The following is a 19,782-nucleotide window of genomic DNA, read 5'->3' on the forward strand; positions in this document are numbered from 1 at the left end:
AGAAGAGCCGGCAATGTTCCCGCATCACCGGCTCCGAAAATTCCCTGAAAGGTTGGTCGCCATCACCCTCCCCAGCGGAGAGGCAGGGATCGTTTTGCCAAATTTTCCATTCTAACAAAACAATCAAATCTATGAAAAAACCTTTAAAGTACCGTAGGGTATTACTGTGGACCATGCGAATGACAGCTACTCAACTCATGCTTGCCTTGGTGTTTATCGTCGCGGGTTATGCACGTGAGGGTAGCGCGCAATCCCTTCTCAGCCAGAAAGTTTCGGTAACAGCGAACGGCAGCGAAGTCAAAAAGGTACTCAGCCAGGTGGAAAAACAGGTCGATGTAAGATTTGTATTCAGTTCCAAACTGATCAAATCGGCCCGGAAAGTGACAGTTTCTTTAAAAGACAAGCCCTTATACGAAGCACTCGACCATATTCTGACGCCCCTCGGCCTCGACTACGAGGTTTCCGGCAAGATCATCATCCTTCGAAGACTCGAACATGCAACGCCGGATGCGCCGGCTACACAGCCGGTACCAGCCAATGCACCCAAGCGGGCGGTTTCCGGAAAGGTACTCGACGGCGATTCCAACACCGGGCTGCCCGGCGTAAGCATTGTACTGAAAGGGACGCAAACCGGCACTACTACCAATCCCGACGGTAATTTTCAACTCGAAATCCCTGAAAGTGCAGCGCCTAATTCCGTCCTGGTTTTCAGTTTTGTAGGTTATAAATCACAGGAAATCGTGCTGGGCAGCCAGTCCGAGCTCACCGTAAGCATGGTGCTGGAAGATAAGTCGTTGCAGGAGATCGTCGTGATCGGTTATGGTGTGATCAAGAAGAGCGATCTTACCGGCGCGGTTTCTTCCATTAAATCAACAGAATTGAACGCTTATCCGGCTACGAACCTCGTGCAATCGCTCGCGGGGCGTGCGGCGGGTGTGTATGTTTCGCAAAATACGGGCGCGCCCGGCAGCGCTATCAGCGTTCGCGTGCGCGGTACCAACTCCATCCAGGGAAGTAATGAGCCGCTGTACGTGGTGGATGGGTTTCCCTATTCCGGCAACCCTACCTTGCTGAACAATGCCGATATCGAGTCCATTGAAGTATTGAAAGATGCTTCCGCAACAGCCATTTACGGTTCGCGCGGTGCGAACGGTGTGGTTTTGATTACGACTAAAAAAGGCAAAGCCGGCCGTGTGAGCGTCGATTACGATGGATATTATGGCGTTCAGACGATCCGCAAAAAGCTGGACCTGATGAATGCGACCGAATATGCCAATTTCTACAATGAACAGGCTGCCAACGATGGCCTCGCCCCGCATTTCACGCCGGACCAGATTGCAGGCTTTGGCAAAGGTACGGACTGGCAGGACCTCGTCTTCCGGACTGCGCCCGTGCAAAACCACGCATTGACCGTAAGTGGCGGTAACGAAAAAACGCGGTTCTCGGTAGCAGCCAGCAATTTCAGCCAGGACGGCATCGTGATCGGCAGCGATTATGTGCGGAATGCACTGCGCATGAACCTCAGTTCCGACATTGGTAAGAAATTCAAATTCGACCTCAGCACCCTTCTGAGCCGCATCGATTCCGACCGCAAGAATTCGGAAAGAGGAAACCGCGGCGGGACACTGATGTCGGCCATGCTCTCGGGCTATCCTACCATTCCCTCAACGCTTCCGGACGGCAGCTATTCGAGACTGGCCGAGGCTTATGCGTGGGGTTCCAATGTGATCACCAATCCGCTGAACTTCATTTACCAGCAATCGGACGTCATCCGGTCGAACAAAATACTGACCAATGGTGCAATCACATTCGAGCCGATCAAGGGCTTGCTGATCAAATCGCTGGCCGGCCTCGAAAGTACCGACGATCGCACAGACGGCTACACGACTACCCAATTTGTGAATTCAAAAGGCAGTGCATCGGTAGAAACCCAACGCGTCAGCAGTGTTTTGAGCGAAAACACCATCAGCTATTTGAAGGATTTCGGGAAGCATAGCGTTTCTGCCGTCGCGGGTTTTACTTATCAGGATTTCACGCAGACTGGTTTGAAGGCGACCGGCAGCGGTTTTATCAGCGATAACCAGGAAACTTACGACATCGGTGCTGCCGCTACACAAGGCGTTCCGAGCTCTTCGTATCAGAAATGGTCGTTGCTGTCGTACCTGGCGCGGGTCAATTATACTTTTAATAGCAAGATTCTCGCTACGGCCAGCTTCCGTGCGGATGGCTCGTCGCGGTACAGCGAGGGCCAGAAATGGGGCTTTTTCCCCTCGGGCGCGTTGGCGTGGCGTATGTCGGAGGAGGAATTTATCAAAAACATTCCTGTTATCTCCGACTTGAAGCTTCGCGTAGGTTACGGCGAAACGGGTAACACGTCGATCAACCCCTATTTCACTTTGAACCAGCTCGCTTCCGGCCAGGTGGTGTTCGGCGATGCATTCATGACCTCCTATGCACCCGGTACACGGCTTGCAGGATCGTTGAAATGGGAGACCACTGCGCAAACCGACTTCGGTATCGACCTCGGGCTTTGGAATAACCGCGTGAATGTGACGGCGGATTATTACATCAAAAACACCCGTGACCTGCTGAACAACGTAGCATTGCCTTCGTCGCTGGGTTATACATTCACCATTCAGAATATCGGTAAAATCCAAAACAGAGGTTTCGAGCTCGGCGTGAATGCTGCCGTGCTGGAAGGGGCTTTCAAATGGAATGTGTCGACCAATTTGTCCATTAACCGAAACAAAGTGATGAAGCTGTATGGCGGAAATGACATTCTGGGGCAGACAATCGGTGCGGCGGTGAACGATAATGTGAATATCCTCCGCGAAGGTTACCCGCTTGGCTCATTCTATGGTTATGTGGAAAAAGGATATGATGATAAAGGTTTTATCGCCTACGAAGATTACAATAACAGCGGCAGCCGCGACGCGGGCGACAAGCAGATCATCGGTAACCCGAACCCGAAATTTACCTACGGCTTCAACTCGACGATGTCGTTCAAAAACTTTGAACTGACCTTCTTCATCCAGGGCTCGCAGGGCAACGATATCTTCAACCTCAGCGCACAAGGACAGGGTTACGACTACGGCCAGGCGCTCAATATGCCGCGCGAAGTGTACCTCGATCACTGGACGCCGCAGAACCCCAATGCCAAATATCCGATCATTAAAACCTCTTCACAGGCGCAAATGTCGAACCGCTTTGTCGAAGACGGCTCTTATCTCCGGTTCAAAAACATCCAACTGAGCTATAATCTTCCTGTGGCGAAGCTCCATATCAAATGGATGAAATACGGACAGCTTTACGTGAGCGGCCAGAACCTGATCACGCTGACCAAATACTCGTGGTACGATCCCGAAGTGAACTCTTACGGATCGGCAAATTCATTTGTGCAGGGCGTAGACCACTACGTTTACCCCGTTGCCAAAACCACCACCGTAGGCCTCAGAATTGGGTTTTAAGGTCAGTTTAATCACCGGTTAAAGAAATCATCATTATGAAAAAGATATTCACCAGTTTGTTTTTGGCGGCGGTTTGCATGGCTTGTTCCGACATCCTTGAAGAAAAACCCAAATCGCTTGCCTCCGAGAATTTTTACAATACCGCCGCGGAAGCCAAGGCCGCAGTGAATGCCATTTACGGCCCAATGCGCACCGACGCCGCATTATCGACCAACTATCCTGCCCAATTGGAAGGGTTGGCCGATTATGGTAATTCAAGAGGTACTCAAACACCCGTTAGCCTTTACCAGGGCCTCGACAATACGAACGTCAACCGCGTGGCGACGATTTGGGATAACTTTTACCAATCCATTCGCAATGCGAACCTCGTCATCGCCAATGTGCCGAAGGGTACCAGCATGACCGACGCCGACAAAACTTCGTTCGTAGCCGAGGCTAAATACCTCCGTGCGCTCACCTACTTTGCGCTCGTGCGTAACTGGGCGGGCGTGCCCTTGCGTACGGAGGAGAATATGACGGTCGCCGACATTCCGCGGTCGAGCGTGGAGGATGTGTACAAACTGATCGTTGCCGATGCATTGGTTGCGGAAGCCGGTTTGCCGGATAATCCTTCGGAGATTGGCCGCCCTACCAAATGGGCTGCGAAAACGCTTCTGTCGGAAGTGTATCTGTACCTCGAAAAATGGGAAGACTCTCGCGTGAAAGCGAAGGAAGTGATCGATGCCAAGAAGTATTCATTGGTGCCGGTGACCGTTTCGGAGGATTTCCAGAAGATTTACGGACCGGAAGTGGTGAACACGAGCGAGGAGATTTTCTATTTCAAATACTCGCGCCAGCAAGGTTTTGGCCTGGTCAGCTATGCCCACCGCAAAATCGGGCCCTACAACTATTTCGGCCCGGGAGGCGTGTATGCGCAGTACACCGACTCCGTTTCCAACCCGGTGATCAAAAACTGGGATTTCAAGGATTTGCGTAAAAACCATATTCTTTATAATGTGGACATTGGCTTGGGCACTACTTCCATGCTGTTCCGGAAATACCGCGACCCGCTCGCAACCGTCGGCGCAGGCAACGATTACCCCTGGTACCGCTACGCCGACCTGCTTCTCTTCCATGCCGAAGCCGATGCCCGTGCGAATGGCAAACCTACCGCCGACGGCCTCGAAAGCCTTAACAAAGTGCATCGCCGTGCCTACGGAAAGTCCGCGGAAGCAGCTTCTACGGTGGATTTCAAACTGGCCGATTTTGCCACATTACAGACCTACATCGATAAAGTGGTGCAGGAACGGGGCTATGAAACTATGTACGAAGGCAAGCGCTGGAACGACATGAAACGATTAGGAATTGCCAAGCAGCGCATTTTGGAAGTAAAGAACATTGTCATAGCCGAAAAGCACATGCTATGGCCGATCCCGAATTCCGAGATTTTGTATAACAAAGCCATCACAGCCAAAGACCAGAATCCGGGTTATTAAGCATTCTAATCATTCAAAACAATGAGAAAAAAGATAGCATTAGCGCAGTTCGCTTGCTTGTTTGCATTCCTGTTGTCCGGGTTCCTGGCACCGGGCCTCCGGGCGTCGGAAACCCGGCAGCCGGCCTCCGCGGCGACGGTACAAGCGGATGTTTGCGTTTACGGCGCCACCGCGGCGGGCGTAATCGCAGCTTATACGGCGAAGAAAATGGGCAAGACGGTTGTCCTCATCGAACCGGGCGGGCATTTGGGCGGCATGACTTCCGGCGGCCTCGGTTACACGGACATCGGTAACAAATATGCCATTACCGGCCTTTCCCGCGACTTTTACCGTCGCATTGGCAGGCATTACGGGAAATTCGAGCAATGGACATTCGAGCCGAGTGTGGCAAAGAAGTATTTGCAGCAATACCTCGACGAGGCGGGGATAAAGGTAGTTTACCAAAATAGGGTGATCAGCGCAGGCAAATCGGGCGCTGAGATCAAATCCATTGTTTTGGAAAATAGTTTGAAACCGGATGCTAAAACCAACCAGACCGTTTCCGCAAAGGTTTTCCTCGACTGTACTTACGAAGGCGACCTCATGGCGAAAGCAGGCGTTTCCTACGCCGTCGGCCGCGAGGCGAACAGCGACTACAACGAAACCATCGACGGCGTGCAGCTCATGAAAGGGCACCGGCTGCCGGACGGTATCGATCCGTACAAGACTGCCGGAAAACCGGAAAGCGGCTTGCTATGGGGCGTTTCTCCCGCCAAACTGGAACCGAATGGCACCGGCGACAAGAAAGTGCAGGCCTACAATTACCGCATTTGCCTCACTTCCGACCCGAACAATATGGTACCCATTACTAAACCGGACGGTTACGACGTGAGCCATTTCGAACTCCTCGCACGCCTGATCGCGAAGCAGCCCGAGCGCAAAACGCTGAACGATTACTTCATTTGGAGCAAAATGCCGAACAACAAAACAGACATTAACAACCGCAACGGCTTCTCCACCGATATGATCGGCATGAACCACGATTATCCCGATGCCAATTACAAAAAGCGTACGGAGATTATTAATGCGCATGAAACCTACACAAAAGGCTTGCTATACTTCTTCGGCCACGACCCTCGTGTGCCTGCGGAGCTGCGCGAGGCGATGCTGAAATGGGGTTATCCCAAAGATGAGTACGTGGAAAGCGGCAACTGGTCGCCGCAGCTGTATGTGCGTGAAGCGCGCCGGATGATCGGCAGCTACGTAATGACCCAGGCAAACTGCGAAAGCAAGGAAATCGTGAAAGATGGGGTCGGAATGGCGGCCTACACGATGGATTCGCACAATATCCAGCGCATTGTGGTAAATGGAATGGCTAAAAACGAAGGAAATGTGGAAATAGGCGGCTTCGGCCCTTACCCGATCGCTTACCGTTCGCTGGTGCCGAAAGAGAAGGAATGTACCAATTTGCTGGTGCCGGTGTGCCTGTCAGCCACGCACATTGCTTACGGTTCTATCCGCATGGAACCGGTGTTCATGGTGCTCGCACAGTCATCGGCCATTGCGGCGGTAATGGCAATCGATTCGAAGAAGAGCGTGCAGCAGATCGACATCGCGCAATTGCAGGCAAAGCTGAAAGCGGACCCGCTTGTAAATGGCAAAACGCCTGAAATCCTCGTCGATAATGAGGATAGCAAGCATGTTTCTGTCAAAGGAAACTGGCAGCCGGTCAAAAAAGGCGGTTACGGCCCGTCGTTCCTCTCTACGGCTGAAAACGATCAAACCGGCGGCTCGGTCACTTTTACCCCCGAAATAGCCGCTCCGGGCAACTACCAGATTTATGCCTATTTCCCCAAAGTAGCCAAACCGGCTTCGGAAATAAAGCTTTCGGTAAAGGCGGGCAGCGAAACCAAAAGCATTTCAGTGCAGGAAAAAGACATCGTCGTGGAAGGCCAGACCTCGGGTGAATGGTACCACGTAGGCAAGTTTAATCTGCCCAAAGGCAATGCGTCATCGGTGAACATTTCGGCTGAAGGCGCTTCGGGCTCAGTGGCGGCAGATGCGGTACTGTTTGTACCGATCGCTGATCGCTGACGGCCGACCACCGACGGCCGACCGCCGATCGCGGACCATGGACCATAGACCATGGGAACGGCTAGGTTATCGTCTAGGCGCATCCAAATCAAAAATCAAGCGATCGGCGGTCAGCGGTCAAAAACGCAATCAATCCCCAAAATCTCAACTCAGACATTCATGAAGAAACTACTCTTACTGGTTACAATCCTCATTTCCCAGATCACGCCGCCGTCTGCATTCGCGCAGTCGTACGAAGCCGATGTGATCGTCTACGGGGGTACCTGCGCGGCGGTGACGGCGGCGGTACAGGTGATCAAATCGGGTAAAACGGTGCTCGTGGTTTCGCCCGACAAGCATTTGGGCGGGCTTTCGTCCGGCGGCCTGGGCTTTACCGATACCGGCAACAAATCGGTGATCGGCGGCCTCGCGCGGGAGTTTTACCACCGCGTTTACCAGCATTACGACACGCCCGGCGGCTGGCAGTGGCAAAAAAGGGAGGAGTTTGGCAATAAAGGCCAGGGTACCGTAGCCATGGACGGCGCTGAGCGCACGATGTGGATCTTCGAACCGCATGTGGCCGAGGAGGTTTTTGAGGATTTTGTGAAAGAAAACAACATCAAAATCTACCGCGACGAATGGCTCGACCGCAGCAAAAGCGGTGTGCAAAAGGCTAACGGCCGCATTGCCTCTTTCAAAACATTGACCGGCAAGACTTTCAAAGGTAAAATGTTCATCGACGCTACTTACGAGGGCGATCTCATGGCCGCTGCGGGCGTGAAGTACCACGTCGGCCGCGAAGCCAACAGCGTTTACAATGAAGAATGGAACGGCATCCAGGCGGGCGTTTTCCAGCACCGGCATTATTTCGCCAAAAACATCAGCCCGTACAAAGTGGAAGGCGATCCCAAGAGCGGCCTGTTGCCTTATGTGACGGCTGAGAAAATCGGTAAAAACGGCGACGGGGACAACAAAATCCAGGCCTATTGCTTCCGCATGTGCCTTTCGTCACACCCCGATAACCGTATTCCGTTTGCAAAGCCTGCGGGCTACGACCCAGGCAAGTACGAGCTCCTCGCACGCGTGTACAAGGCCGGCTGGACCGAGACTTTCGACAAGTACGACCCCATTCCCAACCGCAAAACGGATACCAACAACCACGGCCCGTTCAGTACCGACTTCATGGGCCAGAACTACGACTACCCCGATGCGACTTACGAGCGCCGCAAGCAGATCATCAAAGAGCACGAATTGTACCAGAAAGGCCTGATGTACTTCCTCGCCAACGACCCGGCCGTTCCTGCGGACGTGCGCACGAAGGTGAATGAATGGGGCTTGCCGAAGGATGAATTCAAGGACAATGGCGGCTGGCCGCACCAGATTTATGTCCGCGAGGCGCGGAGAATGCTGGGCCAGAGCGTGATGACGGAAAACGAAACGTTAGGCAAGAAAGCCGTGCAGCAGTCCGTCGGAATGGGTTCCTACTCCCTCGACGCACACAACGCACAGCGCTACGTGAAAGAAGACGGTTTCGTGCAGAACGAGGGCGACATCGGTGTGCATCCGAAAACACCTTACGGCATTTCGTACGGTTCCATCGTCCCCAAAAAGGCCGAATGCGAGAACCTGCTGGTGCCGGTGTGCGTTTCAGCGTCGCATATTGCCTACGGGTCCATCCGCATGGAGCCGGTGTTCATGATCCTCGGCCAGAGCGCGGCTACCGCTGCGGTGCAGGCGATCGACTCCAAAGTGGCGGTGCAGGATGTCGATTATGGTAAATTGAAAGAGCAGTTGCTGAAAGACAAGCAAAAGCTGGAACTGTAATCGGGCATTTGCGATGGAAGTTATGTTATCTCAATGTGTCGAAAACAAAACTTTCTATTTAAATTTTAATAATTTACCAACGAATAGCCGGGCTTATGTCCGGCTATTTGCATAATATTGCAAGTTATTCCGATGAAACCCATACAAAATCAAATGTCATCCGTCACAGCAACGCGCTCAGACGCTTCCTACCTTTTCAGTGCTCCCGTAATTGTCGCTGCCCTTGGTTACTTCGTAGATATTTATGACTTGCTCCTTTTCGGGATCGTGCGCCTGCCGAGTCTGGCCGCATTGGGGCTTTCCGAAGCGGATATTTCCGTCACCGGCGCCAGCATCCTGAACTGGCAGATGACCGGGCTGCTTCTTGGCGGCATTCTCTGGGGCGTTCTCGGGGACAAAAAGGGGCGTCTCTCGGTATTGTTCGGCTCCATTATCACCTATTCGCTTGCCAACATCGCCTGCGGCTTCGTGCAGGATGTGACGGTTTACAAATTGCTCCGTTTCATTGCAGGCGTCGGCCTGGCGGGTGAGCTCGGCGCGGGTATCACATTGGTTTCTGAAATTCTTCCCAAGCACCTCCGCGCGATCGGTACTTCGCTTGTGGCGGGTATTGGTTTGCTGGGCGCTGTTGTGGCCTATTTTACGGTAGAGTTTTTCGACTGGCGCTATGCTTATTTCATCGGTGGCGGACTCGGCATTTCGCTGCTGTTGCTTCGCATAGGCGTCTTCGAATCAGGTATTTTCAAGGATTTGAAAGAAAAAGAACACATCGAGAAAGGTAACTTTTTTGCATTGTTTACCAACAAGGAAAGGCTTGGAAGGTATCTGAGGTGCATTGGCATCGGGTTACCGACCTGGTTTGTAATCGGTATTCTGGCCACATTCAGCAACGAATTCGGCATTGCATTGGGCATCGACGAGCCGATCAAGCCCGGCCTTTCCATCATGTGGTGTTACGTAGGCCTTTCGGTAGGCGACCTTTGCAGCGGGTTCATCAGTCACTGGCTCGAATCGCGGAAGAAAGCGGTCTTTTACCTGATGATTTTTACATTGATATGCAGCTTGGTTTACCTCTTTGCAGGCATTAAATCGGCCTCTTTCTTCTATACTGTTGCCACGCTGCTCGGCTTCGGGATCGGATACTGGGCTATGTTTGTGACCATCGGCGCAGAGCAGTTCGGTACCAACCTGCGCGCCACCGCCGCGACCACCGTTCCCAACATGGTGCGCGGAACGGTAGTAGGAATGACCACATTATTTGCTATTTTTAAAGACTCTTTCACCGTCATTCAGGCGGGGGCGCTCGTGGGGCTGATCTGTTTTGCAATAGGTATCTTCTGCATTCTCACCATTCCTGAAACACACGGACGGGACCTTGACTTTCTGGAAGAGTAGCGTTATGGTCAGGTGTAGTCAAGAATGGTCGGGTGTAGTCATTAAAGGTTAGGTGTGGTCAAGAATGGTCAGGTGTCGTCAAAAGGTCAGGTATAGTCAAATAGATAAGGACGGTTCAATTCCTGACAACTTCTTGACAACCTCCTGACAATAAATGACAAAAACAATAAGTAAAGACGTTCAAACAAAATATATACGAAGATGGAGAGACGCGTAGCGCTTAAAAGCATGGCGGTGGCCATGGGCGCCATAGCGGGTTTGCCTGCATGGGCATCCGGTTGGAACAAGAGTGCAGTGGCGAAGAGCGGGTTGCTTTCGGCAGATCAATCCAAAAACCTTGCGGTGATCGTCGAAACCATTATCCCCAAAACCGACACACCGGGTGCGGGAGAGCTGGGAGTAGGTGATTTTGTGCAAAAAATGGTGAAGGATTGCTACGACTCCAAAGCCCAGGCCAGCCTCGCCAGCGGCATTTCTAATATCGACGAGCAGAGCATCCAGCGTTTCGGCAAGCCGTTTGCGGATGCCGGCAAAGAGCAGCGCCTGCAACTTTTGTCGGAAATAGAAAAAGGCAGCGACACGGCCCAGAAAGGCTTTTTCAGCATGGTCAAAAACCTCACGATCCAGGGCTATATGACGTCCGAATACGTGATGACCAACATTACCCATTACGAAATGATCCCCGCCCGCTACCATGGGTGTGTACCTGTTAAAAAGGGATGAAAGGGAGGAAGGGGAGGAAGGAGGAAGGGGAGAAAATCCATCCTCCCTTTCATCCATCCTCCCTTTCCTCCTTTATTCCCATTAATCGAAACTATGGCAAATTTTAATATTGATAGTAAAAAAGCCCGCACCTACGATGCCATTGTGATTGGCTCGGGGATCAGCGGCGGATGGTCGGCGAAGGAGCTGACCGAGAAAGGTTTGAAAACCCTCGTGCTCGAACGCGGGCGCGATGTGCAGCATATCAAGGATTATCCTACCACGAACATGATGCCGTGGGAGTTCGAGCACCGCGAGCGTCTTACCAAGGAAATTGCAGACGCTAACCCGATTGCGGCGCGCTGCTACAACTTCAAGGAATCGTCGATGCACTTTTTCGCGAAGGATAATGAGCATCCCTACATCCAGGAGAAGCCATTTGACTGGCTGCGTGGTTACCAGGTAGGTGGCAAGTCGCTGCTTTGGGCACGGCAGACGCAGCGTTGGAGCAAGTACGATTTCGAAGGCCCCGCACGCGACAAGTTTGCGGTAGAATGGCCCATCGGTTACGACGACCTCGCGCCGTGGTACAGCCATGTGGAGAAGTTTGCGGGCATTACAGGCAACAAAGACGGCATCGATACATTGCCCGACGGCGAGTTCCTCGTTCCGCACGACCTGAACTGCGTGGAAAAATATTTCAAAGAGCAGGTTTCCAAACAATATAAAGACCGCCACATTATCATCGGTCGGGCGGCACACATTACCGATCCGCAGCAGATCCATCTCGACCAGGGCCGTGCCAAATGCCAGCATCGCGTGATGTGCGAGCGCGGGTGTCCGTTCGGCGGGTATTTCAGCAGCAATGCGTCTACCATTCCCTGGGCGATGAAAACAGGAAATATGACGCTCCGTCCGCATTCGGTGGTGCATTCGATCATTTACGACGACAAGAAGCAAAAAGCGTCGGGTGTGCGCGTGATCGACGCGAATACGAAGGAAACGATCGAGTTCTATGCCAACATTATCTTCCTGAATGCAGCCGCATTGAACTCCAATCTCGTGCTGCTGAACTCGACATCGAGCCGCTTCCCGAACGGATTGGGCAACGACAGCGGCCTGCTGGGCAAATACGTGGCATTCCATAATTACCGCGCAACCGTTTCGGGAGAGTACGAAGGCTTCCTCGATTCGACCACCGACGGCAAACGCCCTAACAGCGGCTACATTCCCCGTTTCCGTAACGTATACAAGCAGGAAACCGACTTCCTGCGCGGATACGCGGCTGGCTTCGGCGCGAACCGTAATACTTACAACGAACGCAGCGGCCTCGGCGAATCGCTGAAAGCCGGCTTGCATGAAACGAAGTACGGCAATTGGAGCGTGGGCTCGCACATGATGGGCGAAACCATTCCGAAAGAAAGCAATTACGTGGCCCTCGATAAGACCAGCAAGGACCCGTTCGGTATGCCGACGATGCGCATTAATGTCGGATACGACGACAACGACGAGAAGATGATCAAGGATTATATGGAGCAGGTGAGCGAGATGTTTACCAAAGCGGGCTTCACCAATGTGAGAACGAACGATAACCACCGCAACCCCGGCAACGACATTCACGAAATGGGCGGCGTGCGCATGGGTAAGGACCCGAAAACGTCGCTGCTGAACAAATGGAACCAGCTGCACCATTGCAAGAACGTATTCGTAACTGACGGCGCCTGCATGACCTCGACGTCTACCCAGAACCCGTCACTGACTTATATGGCACTTTCGGCACGTGCGGTCGATTATGCTGTGAAACAAATGAAGGCGAAGAATTTGTAACTCAAAATAACTAGTTTCAGTAAAAGCCGCTATCCGCAGGGATAGCGGCTTTTTTTATTATCCGGTCAGTTTAGGATAAGATATGATTTAAAAAAGTTTTAATTTTTTTAAATCAAGGGTAAGGGATTTTAAATACAAGAAAGTCTTTTAATTATTACATACGAACAGATACTCAATGCACGATCCTTTGCTTAACCCGGAAACGAAGCGCCCTGGGCCATTTGTGTCTCCTGCACACGAAGGCAAGGCCCCTGTAAGTGAAATTGATTCTGCTACATTCCTCAAAGCGGCTTTCGAGCAAAATCCGGGGAAGGGCCTGGAACTGCTGTTCAAACGATATTACAACCCGCTTTGCAGTCATGCGGTGCGGTTTGTGTATTCCAAACAGATCGCCGAGGATCTCGTGAGCGAGGTGTTCTTCCAGTTTTACCGCACGAAGGCTTACGAGAACATTACCTCATCGTACACCAGCTATCTGTTCCGCTCGGTGCGTAACGAATGCTTTACGTATATGCGTAGAGAGTTTGGGAAAACCGACACGCTCGAAATGAACGAAGAGCATTCGATTTCGACCTATCACCAGCAGCCCGACGCCGAAATCCATTACAATAACCTGTTCCTGAAAGTGAACGAGGTGATCGCCCGGCTGCCGACGCAGTGCCAGAAGGTATTCCTGCTGAGCCGTTTCGAGAACAAGAAATACCATGAAATAGCGGACGAGCTGCATATCTCGCCCAAAACCGTTGAAGTACACATCTCCAAGGCATTGAAACACCTGCGCTCCGCCCTGCACGGGGAATGGATGATCTCGCTGTGCCTCACCATTTTGAGTATCCTCTAAAAACCGCCCGGCAAAGACCGGCCCGAATGGTCCGCCCCAACGGGTTTCGTCAACGTTGTAAACCGAACAAAAATGGAAAAAACTATATCGAAATATACGCTTTTCGAGTACCTGAGCGGTCGCGCTAACCCGCTCGAAAGGCAACTTGTGGAAGAATGGATCGTGCAGAAGCAGAATGCAGAGACATTCCACCGCTGGCTGCTGGAGTATGAAACCCAGTCGCCCCAATTCATTCCTGATCAGGAAGTTGCATTGGAGAGTTTACTTCGTCGCCTCGATTCGACGTTGGAGGTGGTGGGAGAAGGGAAGATGGAAGAAGGGGAGGAAGGAGGGGCGCCCGTTTCCTGGTTTGGACGCCGTAGCAGCCGGTTCTGGCTCGTGGCGGCTTCGGTAACGGCGATCGTGAGCTGCGGCTGGTGGTTTCGTGAACCGATCCAGTACAAATCGTACCAGACAGCCTACGGCCAGACTACCGACGTATACCTCGAAGACGGAAGCCGCGTGGCATTGAATTCGAACTCGAAATTGAAAGTACCCCGGCTGGGCTTCTGGGGCGATGTGCGCGAAGTGGCACTGGAAGGCGAAGCGGAGTTTTCGGTAAGCCATACCATTGATAACAAGCGGTTTGTGGTTAAAACTTCAAGGGAATTCCAGGTAGAAGTGCTGGGCACCACATTCTCGGTATTTGCCCGGCCCAGGGGCACGAAAGTAGCATTGAAATCCGGCAGCGTGCGCATCGATTATTCGCAGAACAACCAGCGCCGGGAAGTGATGATGGAGCCGGGTGACCTTGCATTCCTGGATCATGAAGGGGCCGTGCAGCTCGAAAGAAAGCAGGATATCAAGACATTCGCCCCCTGGACCGAGCAGCGCTATGTGTTCAACGGGACGCCTGTGAAGGAGATCATCGCGATGATCGAAGAGAATTTCGGGCAGAAAGTAAGCCTTTCCGATTCCAACATCGCGCTGCGCTCTATCACCGGCAATTTCAAGACGAAAAACGCGGAAGAACTTTTAAAGACGATCTCCGAAGTGCTCGACCTAAGGGTTGAGCAAAATGGCGCTACCATCCTTTTAACGAACAATTAATTATTCCAAACCATTTGATTATGAATCTAACGCTATCAGCCAAGCAATGGGTGGCGATCGGGATTGTGTTGATGACACAATCGTCCCGGATCGTGCATTCACAGGTGATTGCCTTTGCGTCGATGCCGGCCAAGCAGCATACTTCGCTCGGTCAGGAAATGAAGCTTAAAAATGTTTTGCTCGATCTTCAGAGACATTACGGGGTAGAAATCATTTTCGAAGACCGCCTGGTAGGCTCTGTCAATGTAGCTTCCAGTAACCTGGATCTTACCCAGCCGATCGAGAAGAACCTCGAAGTGCTGCTGCGACAGAATGGTTTGAAATATAAAAAGACCAGAAAAAACACTTTCGTGATTACGGAGGGGAAGGCAAAGGAAGCAATGCCGGTGAAGGAAGGCAGGGACGAGGCGATGGCGCTTCCGGAGGGGCAGATAATGCAGGAAAACCTGACTTCACCGGCACAGGTAACCCAGGCCGCCGTTGACAGGACCATTAAAGGAACGGTTTCGGATGAAAAAGGGGCGACGCTGCCCGGCGTGAGCGTGGTACTGAAAGGTACTCAGCGCGGTACTTCCACGGGCGCAGCGGGTGATTTCAGCCTGGAAATCCCGGATGGCGGACAGCCGGTACTCGTTTTTAGCTTCGTGGGCTATAAATCGCAGGAGGTGACGGTGGGAAACCAGTCGACGGTGACGGTGAACCTGGCGCCCGACGAAAATGCATTGGAAGAGGTGGTGGTAGTAGGTTATGGTACTGTTAAAAAATCCGACCTTACCGGCGCGGTGGGTACTGTAAAGGCCGAAGTGTTGCAGGAACGTCCGGCTTCTTCGCTGAACCAGGGCCTTTCGGGCCGCATTACGGGTGTGAACGTATCGTCGAACTCGGGTCGCCCGGGTGGTCGCGCCAACATACGCATACGTGGAGCCAGCTCTATCAGTGTTTCCAACAACCCTCTTTATGTGATCGACGGGGTGATCCTGAATGCCGTAGAACTGGCCAACGGTAGTACGCCGATCGATTACCTTAACCCGAACGACATCGCGTCCATCGAAGTATTGAAAGATGCCTCGTCCACAGCCATTTACGGTGCCCGGGGTGCCAACGGGGTGATCCTCGTTACTACCAAGCGCGGTACGGCCGGAGGCGGTAAAGTTACTTACGACACCGATTTCAGCATTGGTGTAGCACCCAAGAAACTACCTGTTCTGAACTCCAAAGAATTTTTGCAGGTAGAAGAAACCATTTATGCCAATGCAGCCAAATACGACCCCACAGGTTGGGCTACCGGTACCAAATACACCGATCCGAAGCTGAAACGGACCAACCCGCTACTCTTCGATTCGAATGGTAACCCATTGTACGACACCGATTGGCAGAAAGAGACTTTCCAAAAAGCATTTACTCAAAACCACCAGCTGGGTTTCACAGGCGGTAATGAAAAAGGCAGCTTCGGGGCATTCCTGAACTACCGCAATGAGGACGGTATCATCAAAGATTCGTGGCAAAAGCGTTTCTCCGGCCGTTTTGTATTTGATTCACAAATCAAAAGCTGGCTGAAAGTGGGCGGTACGCTGGGCTATACCGACCAGAACGAGAAACAAATTGACCAGCTGGGCGGCGGCGGTATCACTGCCATGCGCCAGGTGCTGGAAGCATTGCCGATCATCCCGGTGAAGTATCCCGACGGCCGCTGGGCCAGTAACCGCGATTACCCGGGCATGGAAGGTGGCGACAGCCCGCTCCGCGTAGTGGCCGAACGCCTCTACTTCCTGAAAACACAAACCCTGCTGGGTAATATGTATGCCAATATCCACCTCGCCGACGGGCTGGAATTGCGCTCTACCGTGGGTGCGAACGTGATCAACCAGCGCAACGACTATTTCGCAGCTGCCGGACTTCAATACATTTCCAGTAATGGGGACGCGTCGGTGGCGAGCAGCCGGTACAATTCGTGGCAATTCGAAAACTACCTCACGTATTTCAGGGACTTTGGCAAGATCCATTCGATCAATGCAATGCTGGGTTTGTCGTGGCAGCACGTGGATCGGTTCGATAACACAGCACGGAGCCAAAACTTTACCGACACCTATTTCCTGTACAATAACCTCGGAGCAGGTGCAACGGCACTGGCACCTATCTCGTCCGCCACTGCTTACGGCTTGAACTCGTACTTTGCGAGGGTCAATTACAGCCTGATGAACAAGTATCTGGTTACATTCACCGGCCGTCTCGATGGCTCGTCGAAATTCGGGGATGCCAACCGTTATGCATTCTTCCCGTCGGCGGCATTGGCCTGGCGCGTGAACGAAGAAGAGTTCCTGAAAAACTCACCGACGATATCCAACCTGAAAGTCCGCGCGAGCTATGGTGCTACCGGTAACTCGGAAATTCCTGCGTACCGCGCATTGGCGGGGCTTGCGAGCTCCGACGTCATCTTCGGAGGAACCCGTAACATCGGTATCGGCGTAGGCCGGATGTCGAACTCCAACCTGCAATGGGAAAAAACACAGCAGGTGGATTTGGGTATAGAACTGGGATTGTTCCAGAACCGTCTCAACCTGGAACTAGACCTTTACCGCAGAAAGGTAAACGAAATGTTGCTGGATGCGCCGCTTCCGTTTAGCAGTGGCTACACAAGCATCTTTACCAACATCGGCAGCATGGAGAACAAAGGTTTCGAGTTTGCAATTAACTCAACCAATATCAAAGCAGGTGATTTCTCATGGAGCACTACTTTCAATATTTCCGTAAACAAAAACAAAGTACTGGCGCTCTCGGGTGGTAGCGACATTTTCTCAGGTGCGACCGTGATCCGCGTGGGCGAGCCGGTAGGTTCCATGTTCGGACGTGTGCATGAAGGCATCTGGTCGACCGCCGAGGCTGAGCAGGCTAAGAAATACAATATGCTGCCTGGCGACGTGAAGTACAAAGACCTGAACAACGACGGTACGATCAACGATAACGACCGCACGATCATTGGTAAAGGTATTCCTGATGGATTTGGCACATTCCTGAACACATTCAACTACAAGCAATGGTCGTTGACCGTAGATTTGCAATACATGTACGGCAACGACGTGCTCGACCGTAGTATCCACTCGGCCGAAGACCGCCAGGGTATTGCCAACAGCTATAAAACCGTGTTGAATGCGTGGACCGAAAGCAACCAGAATACGACGATCGCGCAGATCCGTCCGATCAATGCTTACTATACGACCAACAACGACAGCCATAAAGTAACCGACGCATCGTTTATCCGCGGACGTAACCTGTTGCTCGCCTATGTATTCCCGTCGCACATCGCTTCGAAAATGAAACTGGAACGCCTGAGAGCTTATGCATCCGTTCAGAACTTCTTTGTAGCAACTAAATACAAAGGTTATGACCCCGAGGTATCCAATTCCGGATCGCCGTTCGACCAGGGATTTGGTTTGTATGACTATCCGAAGCCAAGAGTATTCATGCTCGGCCTGAACATCGGTTTATAACAATATTGACTCTTACCGAAAGTAACAATGACAATCATATCAAAGAAAATCGGCTTGCTCGCTATGCTGAGCTTATTCGGGGCCACAGGTTGCTCCGACTTCCTGGATGAGTCGGACCCCAGTAACTTCACCGAAGAGAACTATTTCACGCAGCCCGCGCACGCCAGAAGCTCCGTGAATGCGATATACACGCCTTTGCGCGAGCCTATGAGCAGCGGCTTCGGCGGGGGCGCGTGGATGATGCCCGAGTTCGCGACCGGATTGGCCGGTACCGACCTTGGTCAGGCTGTGAACAGCTATTTTATCAAAGATTTGCGGAACACATCCGACAATGGCTACGGGCAGACTTACTGGACGCAGTATTACAAAGGCATTGCCGGTGCGAACTTGTCGCTGGCCCGGATACCCGGTATTACCATGGATGCCGCTGAAATGAAGAAGGTGCTGGGGGAAGCCTATTTCCTCCGTGCATTCTATTATTTCCAGCTCGTGCAGATGTTCGGTAATATCCCGCTTGTGACGGAGCCTGTTGGCCTGCAATCGGAGCAGCTGCGTCCTTCCGCGGCCACCCCGGAAGCAATTTACAACCAGATCGTGGAGGATTTGAAAGCAGCCGAGGCAGCCGGCCTTCCGATGACCGAAAACAGCGGTAAAGTGACGCTCGGCGCGGTGAAATCCCTGCTGGCGAAAGTGTACCTTACCATGGCGGGTTACCCGTTGCAAAAAGGCGCTGCGTACTATGACCTGGCCGCTAAAAAGGCAGAGGAAGTGATCGATTCCAAGGCATTCAAGCTTTTCACTTCTTACGACGACCTGCATAACCCGACGAAGAAGAACATCGAGGAGAATATCTTCATGATCCAGTACAAAACGCAGCTGATCCCTTCCGGCTGGCAGGTTTCCATTATTCCTTACAACAAAAATATCTCTGCCTATTCCGATGAAACGGGCGGTATTTACGCGACGGGCGATTTTGTGAAGTCTTTCGAAGCGGGTGATTTGCGGGCAAAAGAAAAGCAATTCTTCTTCACCAAGTTTACCAATGAAACCGATCGTAACAAGGAGGTGGATCTCGGGGGCTTTTTTATCTACAAACATTTTGACAATGTAGCCCAAACCACCAGCGCCAACAGCGACTTGAACTGGCCGGTGATCCGCTATGCAGACGTGCTGCTGATGTACGCGGAAGCATCCAATGAGGTAGGAGGGCCGTCGGCCAAGGCTTACGAGGGCGTGAATGCGATCCGTACGCGTGCGCAGCTGCCTGCACTCGCGGGGCTCAACAAAGATACTTTCCGCGATGCCATACTCAGCGAGCGCTGGCATGAACTCTGCTTCGAGAACATCACCTGGTTTGATATGGCACGTTTGCGGAAAGCTTATAATGTGACCACCAAGAAGTTTGAAAATTATGTGGGCCACAAATTCTCTTACGGTCCTACTTTGACCGAGCGCGAATTGCTTTTCCCTATTCCCACGCCCGAAATACGTAACAATACGAATCTGGACCAGAACAAAGGATATTAGCAGAACAGGTTAATCCATTAAACTCAGTCAGTTTAATAGTAGATAGTAATAAATAAGCCGCCGGAAATTTCCGGCGGCTTATTTGCTTTACAACT

Annotated in this window: 11 protein-coding genes; all 11 read left to right on the plus strand. The window is 52.1% G+C overall.

Features of this window, described 5'->3' with window-relative positions; genetic code table 11:
* Positions 1-131: 131 nt before the first annotated feature.
* A complete protein-coding gene (locus BLQ88_RS24370; protein WP_229212836.1) occupies positions 132-3,467 on the plus strand; it encodes a TonB-dependent receptor in 3,336 nt (1,111 codons plus the stop codon).
* Between the two features lie 35 nt (positions 3,468-3,502).
* On the plus strand, positions 3,503-4,942 hold the full coding sequence (locus BLQ88_RS24375) for a RagB/SusD family nutrient uptake outer membrane protein (RefSeq protein WP_090155363.1): 1,440 nt from the start codon (positions 3,503-3,505) through the stop codon (positions 4,940-4,942).
* 21 nt (positions 4,943-4,963) lie between these two features.
* Positions 4,964-7,015, plus strand: coding sequence for an FAD-dependent oxidoreductase (locus BLQ88_RS24380; RefSeq protein WP_090155365.1), 2,052 nt, complete (start codon positions 4,964-4,966; stop codon positions 7,013-7,015).
* Between the two features lie 159 nt (positions 7,016-7,174).
* On the plus strand, positions 7,175-8,818 hold the full coding sequence (locus tag BLQ88_RS24385) for an FAD-dependent oxidoreductase (RefSeq protein ID WP_090155367.1): 1,644 nt from the start codon (positions 7,175-7,177) through the stop codon (positions 8,816-8,818).
* A 153-nt stretch (positions 8,819-8,971) separates the two neighbouring features.
* Positions 8,972-10,213 carry an MFS transporter gene (locus tag BLQ88_RS24390; protein WP_176885084.1) on the plus strand — a complete coding sequence of 414 codons (1,242 nt, stop codon included), beginning with the start codon at positions 8,972-8,974 and terminating at the stop codon, positions 10,211-10,213.
* Between the two features lie 201 nt (positions 10,214-10,414).
* Positions 10,415-10,936, plus strand: coding sequence for a gluconate 2-dehydrogenase subunit 3 family protein (locus BLQ88_RS24395; RefSeq protein ID WP_229212838.1), 522 nt, complete (start codon positions 10,415-10,417; stop codon positions 10,934-10,936).
* A gap of 93 nt (positions 10,937-11,029) precedes the next feature.
* Positions 11,030-12,742, plus strand: coding sequence for a GMC oxidoreductase (locus BLQ88_RS24400; protein WP_090155371.1), 1,713 nt, complete (start codon positions 11,030-11,032; stop codon positions 12,740-12,742).
* 175 nt (positions 12,743-12,917) lie between these two features.
* Entirely contained in the window at positions 12,918-13,583 is a 666-nt protein-coding gene (locus tag BLQ88_RS24405; RefSeq protein WP_090155373.1) for an RNA polymerase sigma-70 factor, read from the plus strand.
* 72 nt (positions 13,584-13,655) lie between these two features.
* Positions 13,656-14,672 carry a FecR family protein gene (locus tag BLQ88_RS24410; RefSeq protein ID WP_090155374.1) on the plus strand — a complete coding sequence of 339 codons (1,017 nt, stop codon included), beginning with the start codon at positions 13,656-13,658 and terminating at the stop codon, positions 14,670-14,672.
* Between the two features lie 20 nt (positions 14,673-14,692).
* The gene (locus BLQ88_RS24415; RefSeq protein ID WP_090155376.1) at positions 14,693-18,160 is read left to right on the plus strand and encodes a SusC/RagA family TonB-linked outer membrane protein; all 3,468 of its coding nucleotides are present in this window, start codon (positions 14,693-14,695) and stop codon (positions 18,158-18,160) included.
* 27 nt (positions 18,161-18,187) lie between these two features.
* Positions 18,188-19,687, plus strand: coding sequence for a RagB/SusD family nutrient uptake outer membrane protein (locus BLQ88_RS24420; RefSeq protein WP_090155378.1), 1,500 nt, complete (start codon positions 18,188-18,190; stop codon positions 19,685-19,687).
* Positions 19,688-19,782: the final 95 nt, after the last annotated feature.

This window comes from Dyadobacter soli (genome assembly GCF_900101885.1).
GTDB classification, from domain to species: Bacteria; Bacteroidota; Bacteroidia; order Cytophagales; family Spirosomataceae; genus Dyadobacter; species Dyadobacter soli.